The sequence below is a fragment of the Streptomyces sp. SDr-06 genome (assembly GCF_003324565.1).
Lineage (GTDB): Bacteria > Actinomycetota > Actinomycetes > Streptomycetales > Streptomycetaceae > Streptomyces.
In genome coordinates this window covers 36,036-47,969 of record NZ_QOLA01000020.1, presented here as the reverse complement: position 1 = coordinate 47,969, position 11,934 = coordinate 36,036, and the positions used below count along the sequence as shown (strand labels likewise).

3 protein-coding genes are annotated in these 11,934 nt (G+C 74.7%); all 3 read right to left on the bottom strand.

The features are described 5' to 3' along the window. Window positions 1–50 precede the first annotated feature (50 nt). Window positions 51–6,893 carry a type I polyketide synthase gene (locus DT019_RS30330; RefSeq protein WP_114040251.1) on the bottom strand — a complete coding sequence of 2,281 codons (6,843 nt, stop codon included), beginning with the start codon at window positions 6,891–6,893 and terminating at the stop codon, window positions 51–53. Between the two features lie 557 nt (window positions 6,894–7,450). Further along, window positions 7,451–8,758, bottom strand: a complete 1,308-nt coding sequence (locus DT019_RS30325; RefSeq protein ID WP_114040159.1) for a lanthionine synthetase C family protein — start codon at window positions 8,756–8,758, stop codon at window positions 7,451–7,453. After that, entirely contained in the window at window positions 8,755–11,865 is a 3,111-nt protein-coding gene (locus tag DT019_RS30320; RefSeq protein WP_189390069.1) for a lantibiotic dehydratase, read from the bottom strand. The genes DT019_RS30325 and DT019_RS30320 overlap by 4 nt, the downstream gene beginning before the upstream one ends. Window positions 11,866–11,934 lie beyond the last annotated feature (69 nt).

Genomic DNA, 11,934 nt, shown 5'->3' with positions numbered 1-11,934 from the left:
GAATCTGACGCTCCCTCAGGTCTGCCGGGGACGGTGTCTGCTCGGCCACGTCACTGGTCCGATGCCGTGTAGACGACGGACGTGGCCGACTCGTCGCCCCAGGCCAGCTCCCGCAGCAGGGCCAGCGCGCCCTCCTCGCGGTCGATGAGGGCCACTCCGCGCCGGGCGTACTGGCGGGCGAGGTGCGGGGTGACCATGCCGCCGTGCGCTCCGGACGGCGCCCACGGCCCCCAGTGCACGGTCAGCGCCCGGCGACCGGTGCGCCGCGCCCATTGCTCGCCGACGTGCGCGAGCGCGTCGTTGGCGGCGGCGTAGTCGCTCTGCCCCCGGTTGCCGAGTACGGCCGAGACGCTGCCGAACAACACGGCCGACCGGGGGCCGTGGGGCAGTTGGGCCGCGGCGTCGAGCAGGGCGCGGGCGCCGTCCACCTTCGTCGCGTACACGCGCCGGAACGACTCGGGGTCCTTCTCTTCCATGAGCCGGTCCTCGATCACGCCCGCCGCGTACACCACCACATCGATGCGGCCCTGCTCCGCCTGGATCTCCTTGACGGCCTGAGCCACGGCCGCCGCGTCGCACATGTCGGCGACGCGGTACGCGGCGGGGCTGCCGAGCTGCTCCAACCGTTCGAGGGTGTGGGCGACTTCACGGCCCGCGAGGACGTTCTTGACCTCGCGCTCGATCGCCGCGGGGGTCGGCTCGCCCCGGGCGGAGAACAGTGCCCGCAGGGCGGTCGCGTCGGCGGCGCCCGCGAGCTCCGGGTCCTCGGGTCCGGCGGGCAGCGGAGTGCGGCCGAGGAGCTCGATCCGGCAACGGGAGGCCGCCGCGAGTGCCAGGGCGACGTCCGCGGTGATCCCGCGTGCCCCTCCGGCGAGCACGACCACGGAGTCCGGGTCGAGCCCGAGCGCGGCGGCTTCGGCCGCTCCGTCCCCGGCGGGCCCCGCCCCGGTGCGCGCCAGGCGGCCGAGGCCGCGCTCCACGAGCGTGTACCCGTACCGGCCCGCCTCGGTGCGCACGACGACGGGGACACGGTCCTCGGCGTACAGCTCCGCCAGCAGGAAGTCGGCCTGCCGGGCCGCGGTGGCCGCCGGATCGAGGTCGACGACGCGGGCGGCGATGGCACCGTACTCCCGCTCGATGGTCCGGAACAGCCCGTGCAGTCCCGCCCCCGCGTCCGCTCCGCCGCCGGGCACGGTCCTGCCGCAGATCAGCCAACGGGGTGCGAGGCGCAGGGTGGTGCGGAAGACCTCGAAGGCTCCGGGGAGCAGCGCCGCGCCGCCGTCGGTGGAGTCCTCAGCGGCCATGGCCCCCAGGTGGAAGACCCCGTCGAAGGGGCCGTCGGCCGCCTCGAGCCGCCGGTCGGTGTCGTACGTGACGGCCTGCGCGCCCCTGTCGACCAGCCGGGTCGTGAGCTCGTCGGCGGTGGCGCCGCCGCCGAGCAGGGCGAAGCGCCTGCCGTGCAGGTCCGCGTCCGGCGGGACGACCGGCAGGCCAAGGGGGATCGGCTCCAGAAGGCAGCGGCGCGGGGCCACGCCCTGGATGGGCTCGCTCTCGGGCCCGGACGGAGCCGGGTCGGCCGACTCGGGCACGGCGGTCGCCGTTTCCGGCCCGGCCGGACTCTCGTGCCGCGTGATCCATGCCGTGATCGCGGCTACCGTACGGGCCCGGGACAGCTCCTCCATCTCCACGTCGTCGAAGGTCCGGGTCCCCGCGAGACGGCGGGCCAGCTCTCCGACGATCTCGGTGCGCTTGATGGAGTCGATGCTCAGGTCCGCTTCGAGGTCCAGATCGGGTTCGATCATGTCGGCCGGGTAGCCGGTCCGTTCGCTGATGACGGCAAGCACGGCCTGTTCGATGTCGACGGCGACCGGCCGCGCGGGCAGGGCCTGCGAAGTCTCCTCGGCCACGGCCGCCGCCGGGGCTGTTTCCGCAGGCCGTGGGAGAGCGGGCACCTGTGGCGGGGAGGCGGCTCCGCCCGCGGCTCCCAAGTGGGTGAGCAGGACGTCCCGTTGGGCCGCGACCAGTTCGCGGGTCGTGCGCAGGAAGTCCGCGATGAGTTCGCCGTCGTCGTGCCGGGAGCCGCTGTCGGGTGTCACTGTGGTCGTCTCCAGACTGACCCGTCGGGCCGGTTTGAGGGCCCCGGGCAGCAGCTCGCCGGAGCGGGTGCGAACGAGGTGGCCGTCCACGGTCCAGCCGGGCGGCTCCGGTCGCTCCGTCATCGCGCCCCGGCCTTGGAGGAGCCGTCCGGCGCGTACCGGCACACCCGCCACCGCGAGCTGCGCCAGGCATTCCAGCAGGCCGCGCAGCCCGGCTCCGGGGCGCGGCTCGCAGGCGACCGCCCGGTGCGGGCGGTCGCCCAGGATCTGGCCGACGAGGCCGGTCAGGACCGTCCCCGGGCCCGCTTCGACGAAGATGCGCGCCCCGGCGGCATACATCGCCTCGACCTGTTCGGCGAAACGCACCGGGGACCCGATCTGCGCGGCCAGTTCGGCCCGGACACCGTCGGGCCGGTCCGGGTAGACGGCGGCCGTGCGGTTGGCCCAGACCGGGAACTCCGGCGCCCTGACCGGGTGCCGGGCCAGGACCGGGGCGAACCGCTCGCCCGCGCCCGCCACCAGCGGGCTGTGGAAGGCGCAGGCGACCGGGATGCGCCGCACGCTGTGGCCCGCGCCCCGGAGCTGCTCCAGCGCCTCTTCCACCAGGGCGGTGGGACCGGAGACGATGGTCTGCCGGGGGCCGTTGCGGTTGGCGGCCACGACCCTGTCGCCCAGCCCGGCCTCGGTGAGGACGCGCTCCACGTCGTCGGCGGCGGCCGTGACCGCGGCCATCGTCCCGGGGTCGGCACCGAGCGAATCCAGGATCGCCCCGGCCCGGTGGGCGCTCAGGTCGAGCAGCGCGTGCGGGGTCAGGGCTCCGGCCGCCGCCAGGGCCACCAGCTCCCCGTAGGAGTGCCCGCCCGCCATGTCGGGATGTACACCTGCCCACTCCAGCACCTGAGAGAGGGTCAAATCCACTATTCCAAGGGATGGTTGGGCCATGCGCGTGTCCTGGAGTGCCCGCTGCCGGCGCTCGGCCGCACCGGGCTCGAACGCTTGGGGCGGATAGAGCGCGGATGCGTACGCGCCGCCCTTCCGCACCAGGTGCGCGGCCTCCGGGAACGCGACAAGGAGCTCGCCGAGCATGCCGGGGCGCTGGCTGCCCTGACCGGGGAAGAGAAAGGCGACCTTGGGCTCGTCGGCTTCGGACCCGCCGGATTCGTTCCCGTCCCTTCCCCGCCCCCCTTCCACGGTGAGGGGAAGCCTGCCTGACGCGCCCCCGCCCGCGGCGTACACCCCTCTCCCCCGCTCCCCGTCAGCCGCCTTCCGCAACAGCGCCCGCAGGTCGTCCACGCTCTCGGCGACGACCGCGATGCGCACCGGACCCGGCCGGGTCGCAGCGCGCCTGGCCGCCACCAGCGCGGCGTCCCGCAGCCGCAGGCGCGCGCCCGGGTCGTCCAGCTCGCCCAGCAGCCACCGCGCCTCCCGTCCGGCCGCGGCGCCGTCCGCGCCCCGGAACAGGAACAGCTCGGCCGGCCACGCCTCGTAGCCCTGGGCCGGGGGCGCCGCGGCGCCGTGGGCCGTGAGCACCGCGTGGAAGTTGGTGCCGCCGAAGCCGAACGCGCTGACCCCCGCGATCCGTTCGGCCGCCGGGGCCGCCCAGGGCCGGGCCTCGGCGTGGAAGGCGAAGGGGCTGGTGGCGGAGTCCCAGGCTGCGTTGGGTTCCTGGATGTGGAGGGTGGGCGGGGCGATCCCGGTGTGCAGGGCCATGGCTGCCTTGATCAAGCCCGCCAGCCCCGCCGCGCACTTGGTGTGACCCAGCTGGGACTTGACGGAGCCGAGCACGCAGCCGCCCGGGGCCGCCCCTGCCTCGGTGAACACGGCTGTCAGCGTGGCCAGTTCGGTACGGTCGCCGACCACGGTCCCGGTGCCGTGCGCCTCGACCAGGCCGACCCGGGCGGGCGAGACCCCGGCCACCCGGTAGGCCCGCTCCAGCGCCGCGCGCTGGCCCTCGGGGCGGGGCGCGGTGAGCCCGAGGGAGCGGCCGTCGCTCGCGCTGCCGATCCCCTTGACCACGGCGTACACGCGATCGCCGTCCCGCTCGGCGTCGGCCAGCCGCTTCAGCGCCACGCAGGCCACCCCTTCGCCGAGCACCGTGCCGTCGGCGGAGGCGTCGAACGTACGGGAGCGCCCGTTCGAGGAGAGGGCGCGCACAGAGGAGAAGAGGAGGTAGTCGTTGATGCCGTTGTGCAGGTCGGCGCCGCCGCAGAGCACCATCTCGCTGGTGCCGGAGGCGAGTTCCTTGCAGGCGACGTCCAGTGCGGCGAGCGAGGAGGCGCAGGCCGCGTCGACGGTGTAGTTCGCGCCGCCCAGGTCGAGGCGGTTGGCGATCCGGCCCGCGATGACGTTGGCGAGCATGCCGGGGAAGGAGTCCTCGGTGAGCTGGGGCAGCTGCTCCTCAAGGGCGGGCGGTATCTCCCCCAGGTAGGCGGGCAGGACGGTGCGCAAGGTCGTCGCGCCGGACAGGTCGCTGCCGGATTCGGCCCCGAAGACCACCGACGTACGGGAACGGTCGAAGGGCCGCTCGCCGTACCCGGCGTCCTCCAGCGCCCGCCGGGCCGCTTCGAGGGCGAGCAGCTGTACGGGCTCGATGCTGCCGAGCGACGCGGGCGGGATGCCGTACGCGAAGGGGTCGAAGGGGATCGGCGGCAGGAAGCCTCCCCACCGCGACGCGGTAGTTCCGGCGCGCTCGCCCGTGGCGTCGTGGTAGATCTCCGGGTCCCAGCGGTCGGCGGGGACTTCGGTGACCGCGTCGACGCCGCCCACGATGTTCGCCCAGTACGTCGCCAGATCGGGGGCCTGGGGGAACATGCAGGCCATGCCCACCACGGCGATGTCGAGCGGCTGCGGGGCAGGCTCTTCGGCGATGTCCCCGGCGGCGCCCGGCGTCCCGGCCAGCTCGACCGCTCGCCGCTCGGCGAAGGCCTCGGCGCCGCGGCTCACGGCGTCGTGCAGCGCGCCGACGGTCGTGGTCTCCGAGCGCAGCACGGCCACCTCTCCGGCCATGAACATCCCTGCGTCGAGCTGGCGTTGCTCGGACACGGGCCGCAGCGCGTCACCCTCGCGCTCCACGCCCTTGCTGGCGATCCGCAGCCGCCCGAGGTTCAGGCGTTCCAGCTCCTCCCAGGCCTGGCGGTCGGACATGCCGTCGGCGTGCAGACGCGCGCGGGCGGCGGCGTAGTCGGCGGTGTACGGGCTGGCGACGCAGCGCGTGGCGTGGCCCGGGGCGCTCTCCAGGAGCGCGGTGGCCCCGGCGGCGATCACCTGGCGCTGGAAGACCGGCTGGATCGCGCCGCACCCGACCGCCTCGGCCGTGAAGAGATAGGCGGTCCCCATCAGGGCGCCGACCGCGACGCCGCGTGCGGCGAGCGGGGCGGCGAGCGCGGCGGCCATGGCCGCGGAGCGCTCGTCGTGGATGCCGCCCGCGAGCAGGACCTCGAAGCCGCCCGGCGCACCGGGCGCGCGCGCCAGGTACCCCTCGACCACCGCCAACTGCGCCTCCCAGAGCGGAAAGCTGTTGCGCGGTCCGACATGTCCGCCGCATTCGGCACCCTCGAAGACAAATCTGCGCATGCCCATGTCAATGAACTGCGTGAGCAGCGCGGCCGACGGCACATGCAGGAACGTCTTGATGCCGGACGCCTCCAGGTCGGCCGCCTGGGCGGGGCGGCCGCCGGCGATGATCGCGTGCGTGGGACGGACCGCTCGTACGGCCGCCAGTTGTTCTGCTCTGATCCTGCTGTCCGCGAAACCGAGGATGCCTACGCCCCAGGGGTGTTCGCCCAGTTCACGACGGGTCCGTTCGAGCAGGGTGCGGCTCTGCTCGCCATCGGACAGCGCGAGGGCCAGCATCGGCAGTGCCCCCTCGCGCGCGACGGCCGCGGCGAACCCGGCCCGGTCGCTGACCCGGGTCATCGGGCCCTGCACGAGGGGCAGGCGGGTGCCGAGAGCCTCCGCCATCGCAGAGCCCGCCGCCAGGACCCCGACACCGGCCGCGTCACCGACGGCAGCCAGAATGGCCTCGCGCACTCCGCGCACGGCACCGGCCACGGTCCCCCACCGCTCGGCGAACCGCGCGGCGAGGAACCCGTCCTGGCCGACGGGGAGTTGCAGCCCGGTGCGGGCATTGCGCAGCGCCCGGACACCGTCGACGACCCGTGTCTCGGACCCGTCCATCGCGCGCAGCGCGGCCGCCGCCTCGTCCCCGATCCCGGACTCCTCGAGCAGGGCGAGCTGAGTGTCGAGGACGACCCCGGCCGCGCCGCCGACCACCGCGGCCGCCGCCGTGCGCGGGCCGATGCCCCCGCAGGCCCACACCGGCAGGTCGCATGCGGGGTCGGCGAGCAGCGCCTGGAGGAGCACGAACGTGCTCAGATCGCCGCTGCGCCCGCCACACTCGCTGCCGCGCGCCACGAGCCCGTACGCACCGTCCGCCGCCGCCCGGCGCGCCTCCTCCCGGCCTCCCACCTCCACCAATACCCGGCATCCAGCGCCGAGTTGGCGCGCTTTCCAGTCCGCGCCGGCCGCGAGCACGACCACCGGAGGGAGGGCGCCGTCGCACCCCTCGGCGACCTCCTCCGGTGTCAGCGCGCAGGACGGCCCGACACGGACGGCGAACGGGCCCCGCGTCCAGCGCCGTACCCGCGCGAGCGCTTCCCTGGCACGACGGTCACCCGCCCCGAGATCCAGCACTCCGAGTCCGCCGGCCCGGCACACCGCGGCGACCGGACGCGGGTCGGGCAGTCCTAACGGGCTCAATCCGATGACAAGTTCAGGGTTCGGCGCTACGGGCGTCATGAACACTCCGAATCAAACCGGTGGAGCTGTGAGGGGGGTTACGGCAGCAGCGAGCCCCGGACGGCCTGGGCGGACCGTCGGGCGGCGTCGGGCCGCGGGCGAAGCTCGTACCACTGCCGGGACGTGCGCTGATGCGGGGTCTTGCGCTGCCGATGCGGGGACGTGGGGAACGGGGAGGTGCGCTGCCGGTGCGGGGGACATGCGCTGGTACGGGTCATGCCGGTGCCGGGAAGTGCGGGGCGCGGGATCACGCGGGGGTCGACCCTACCGATAGCGAGGAGCGGCTGCCAGGGCGCCTTCCGCCCCGTCGCGTGCCGCCGCACCGCTCCCGCTCGTCCCGATTCCCCACGGTCCTTCCGCGCTTCCATGACGTCCCGATATATCTGACGTCCCGTCATATTGCAATCGTAGCAGCGCAGTTGAATGCGGAGGGAACGTCGTTGCACCGGCAGGAGGGCACATAGTCCCGCTCAGGTGATACCGCTACTTCCTGTGACTGCGGGAAGGGCCCTTGCTCCGGCGTGACCCGCGGCACCAGGGGCCCCGCTCTCCGGCCCTCAGCAGAGCAGCAGCGCCGCCTGCCACGGCAGTTCGCCGAGCTGCGCCTCCGGGTTCGTCGCGAAGTCCAGGGCGAGTGCGGCACCTGCCGCGCCGTCGAGGAAGCCGGGGCGGTGCACAACGGCAGCACTGGCGGTGGACGAGGCGGGCCAGAGGAAGGGGTGCGCCAGTTCGGCGGCACTCGCCAGGAGCTGGGACAACTTCGGTATGTGCACGATCAGTTCGGCTCCGCCGGGTTCGCGGGACATCAACGTCACGATCGTGGTGAACCCCGCCAGGCCGTGGCAGAGCGTGGGATCGCCGAAGGCTGCGGCTCCGCCCGGCCGGTCGCAGACGGCGGCCACCGCGGCCACCGCCTGGCGGTTCCATTCGGGCTCCTTCAGCGCCAGGGCGGCCAGTTGCAGGGCGCGGGCCACGCCGGGCGTGCCATAGCACCAGCCGGTGCGGGCCTCGGCCAGGTCCGGGCGCGTGCCGGACGCGGCTTCCACCTCGGCCAGCAGCGGGACGACGTTGGGCCAGCCGGTGCCGTCGGGGCTGCGGCGGGCGAGCAGCCATTCCGCGATGGTACGGATGGCCTGCTCCTGGCCCGGCACCCGCACGCCCGCACGGTGGGCGAGGGACAGCAGCGCGAGCGGGCCCGGTATGCCGTGCGCGAGGCCGACGTTGAAGTGGCCGCCGGGGAGCCCGTCCGGTTCGCTGATCAGGATGGGGTCGCCGGTCCACCAGCCCGGCACGAGCCGGCCGTCCGGCACCGTGACCGGGCGGGTGAGCGCCACGAGGTGCGCGAGGAGCAGTTCCGTGGTGCTCCGGTGTTCGGGCCCGGCTGCCAGGAGCAGACGGCCGAGGCCGGAGAGCCCGGCCACCACGTCGTAGCCGGACATCCGCGCCCCGGCCGTCCCCGCCGCGACCCGGGGCGCGTCCTCCTCGACCAGCCTGCGCGCCAACAGGGCTGCCTGGGTGTCCAGTTGGGCGAGCAGGGCCGCGTACTCGCCCGGCCGGGTGATGGCGGTCCGGGCGGCGAAGGCGACGGCGGGCAGCCCCGCGTACAGCCCCTCCCGCGCGGGCCGGCGGACCCCGGTGACCGCCGCTGTCAGATGGGCGTGCGCGGCCTTCGCGTACTCGGGTTCGTCGTGGGCCAGTGCCGCGAAGAGCAGTCCCACTCCTGCGTGGCCGTCCGCGAGGGACTGGGGATGCCACAGGGAGCGGGTCTCGGCCAGCTCGGGCGTCTCGGCGGCCATCACGCGCGCGGCCAGTGCGACGGGATCGGCCAGGCGCTCGGCGAGGCTCGCGACGAGGTTCTCGGTCATGCTCGGGCCCTTTCCCGGTCGAGGTGCGCCTGGACCGCGCCACGGGCCACGGCCAGGGCCTGTGCCTCGGCCGTGCGGTCCGTGCCCAGGCGGCGGTTGCAGTGCATGTGGACGAGGGAGGCGAGCACCGCGTCCGGGGAGACGCTCAGCGTGCCCCGCCGCTCCTCCGCTCGCACGTGCCGTCCGAAGCCCTCCAGCGCCGCATGGTGTGGCTGCGCCACCGGGTCCAGCAGACCGTCCGGGGTGATCCGGGCGAGCGCTTCCCGCCGGCGCGCCGCGAACGCCTTGTGGTGCTGCTCCCGCTTGGGGTACGTCGCGGTGAGCCGGCGCCGCCAGTCGCCGCCGTAGCCCCGGTGAAAGGCCCGCACCAGCTCGGTCACGTCGTACGCGGTGGACAGGATCGGGTCGTGCGTGGGGGCCGCCAGCCGCTCCAGCACCAGCTGGCTGTCGGCGTGGAAGACCGCCTCGGCCGCGTCGAGCAGCGCCGGGCCGCCGTAGCGCTCGGTCTCGGGTGCGTAGCTGTCCAGGCGCAGGCCCCGGGCCATACCGTCTGCGGAAAGTTGTCCGGCCAGGTCGTGCAGGCGGGGCAGGACGACGCCGTTCAGCAACGCCGGGTCGCCGTGCAGCCGCAGCCGCAGATGCGGGTCCGGATCCGCGTACCGGATGAAGAACCAGCGATCTACGCCTCCTGGTCCGACGGGCGGGGTCTGCAGCTCGCTCAGGAAGTGGCGCAACGGCCCGGTCAGGAGCTCGTCCTGGCGTTCCGCGGAGGAGTAGAGGGTCGCGTACAGCCAGGGACCGCCGGGCGGGATTTCGCCGGTGCCGCGCCGCACCGCCGGGCGGGCGGTGCGTACGGGTGCCGCGGGAGCTGGCTGACGGGGCATCAGGGTGACCACGGCCTCGACCTCATGGGCGCCGCCGGGACCATGGAGCCAGCCGCTGTCCGTGGCGTGATCCAGGGGCAGCTCGTGCACCACGGCCACGCCCGCACGCTCGCACTCCCGGCGCAGGATCTCCTGGTGCGCCGGGACGGCGAGGTTGAGCGGAATGCGGTGGTCGCCGATGGTGAGCTGGACATGGTCGGGCACCTGCCACAGGGTCCGCCACTCGCCGAGGGGCGGACCGGCCGCGTCCAGTCGCCAGCGGGCCGGGCTCAGGACGGTGCGGCCGGTGCGTACGGCGGGCAAGAACGGCAGGTCTTCCGCGGGACCCCACTCCCACAGCCGCACCTGTCTGCGACTGAACGCCGCGGCTTCGACGAGGAAGCGCACCGCGTTGGGCGCGGCCAGTTCGCGGTTGAGCACGTGGAGCGCCGACGGGGCCAGCTCGCGCCCGAGTTCCATGGAGACGATGCGGAAGCCCTCGGAGTCGGCGCAGACCGCGATGTCGTCGAGCGTGAGGTCCGTGACGCCCGGCGCGGCGGGGCCGGGGTGGGCGCCGACGACCAGGCGACCCTCCAGCCAGGTCGGCACCTTGGCGACATTGGCGTGCCGGTGGTGCGAGGCCTGGTGGTGGACCTGGACGGGCAGCCGTCCGGTGCTCTCGCGCGCGGCTCGCACGGTGCGCCGCATCTCCTCGGTCTGCGCGGGCGGGAAGAGGTGGGCGAAGCGGCCCATGAGACCGCCGGAGGCGGTGGCCGCGCCGCCCAGTACGAGCGTGAAGTCGCCCCGGTCCACCGCGGCGGCGGACTCCGCGGCCACGCGTACGACGAGTTCGAGGGCGGGCGGCCGCACGGTGTCGGTGGACTCGTCCCGGTCTGCCGCCTCGAATCGGCTCAGCAGGTTCTCGTCCAGGACGACCTCGCGCGCTCCGCGCGCCTGGGCCTCCGCCGCGAGGCCCAGCAGCAGACGCCGGCGTACGGCGCCGAGGGAGGCGGGTCCCGGAACGGGGCGGTGACTCGGGGGCAGGCGGTATCCGGCCGGTGCGCCGAGGCCGATGTCGGGATCGAGGAGTTCCTTGACGGACACATGGCGCCCGAGACCGTACCGTTCCACGAAATCCTGGTGGTAGGCGGCCAGGCGGCCCTCGCCCGGGGGCGACAGGCGCCACAGCACGGTGCCCGCGCGCTCCAACTCCTCGGCCACCGCATGAGAGAGCACCACGCTGCCCTCAAGGCGCAGATCCACTTGGACGGCGTGTGCCGACGGGCCCGAGCGTCCTGCGGTGGCCTCCCCGCTCGGGGCCGGGCCGGGGCCTCCCGTCGCACACTCAAGTGCCGTGCGCCAGGCCGCTTTTCCCTCCCCGAGCGGGGTGTGACGGTACTCGGCCAGAGAAGCGCGCAGGTCGGCGATCCACCGGGCGGCGGGCGTGGCGGGCGGGAGCAGCGCCTCGACGTGGGCCAGTGGATCGGGCGCGTCCAGCGGTGGGCGCAGTTCCGTCAGCAGCACCTCGGCCCCGATCAGCTGCGCCACGAGGCCCGCCACGGCGCCTTCGGGCGCGCCGGGGAAGCGCGCTTCGACGTCCCGGATCAGGTCACCGCAGCGGACAGGGCGGGCCGCTGCCTCGACCACGGCACGTACCACCGGCGTGTGGCGCAGCGTCCGCGATGTGGGTCCGCTGCTCCCCGGGGAGGTGTCGGAGCCGACGGCGGTCGAGGCCGGGGCGAACGGCAGGACCAGGCGCCCGCCGCGCACGAAGCACAGGCCGTTGGCCACCACGCTCAACCCCACGTGGACAGCGGGGTCGCGCTCCCACTCGGCGATCAGCCCCGCCAGCCAGCCGGCGTCGGGACGCACCGCCCGGTGCCCCCCGCCGGTGAGCTCTCCCTTGGTGGCCGCGCCGAACGAGCCCCACAGCACCCCCGCGAGCAGGCCGAACGGGGTGGGCCGCGAGGAGGCCCTGAGCAGATAGCGGGTCACGGCCCGATGGGCCTTGCGGAGATCGGAGGCGGCCACCGCCGTGTCCGCGAGGACCGCGTCGACGGTGCGGGCGAGCGAGGGGCTGGAGACCTCCAGCGCCTCCCGGAACCGTGCGTCGGCGAGCATCTCCCCCAGGTGGGCGCGGAGTTCATCGGGCTCCGCGCCGGTCGCCTCCGGCCGGTCCCGCACCCCGTCCCGCCAGGTGGCGCGGACGCTCGACCGGGCCAGAATCGGCGCCCTCAGCAGCACTCCATCCGCGCACCGAAACACCGGATCCACGCCTTGGCCACGCCGCATCTCTGCCACGCCCCCTTACTC

Bases quoted from the DNA above. Each gene is read 5' to 3' on its own strand.
- DT019_RS30330 (WP_114040251.1), bottom strand. From the start codon at position 6,893: ATGACGCCCGTAGCGCCGAACCCTGAACTTGTCATCGGATTGAGCCCG.
- DT019_RS30325 (WP_114040159.1), bottom strand. From the start codon at position 8,758: ATGACCGAGAACCTCGTCGCGAGCCTCGCCGAGCGCCTGGCCGATCCC.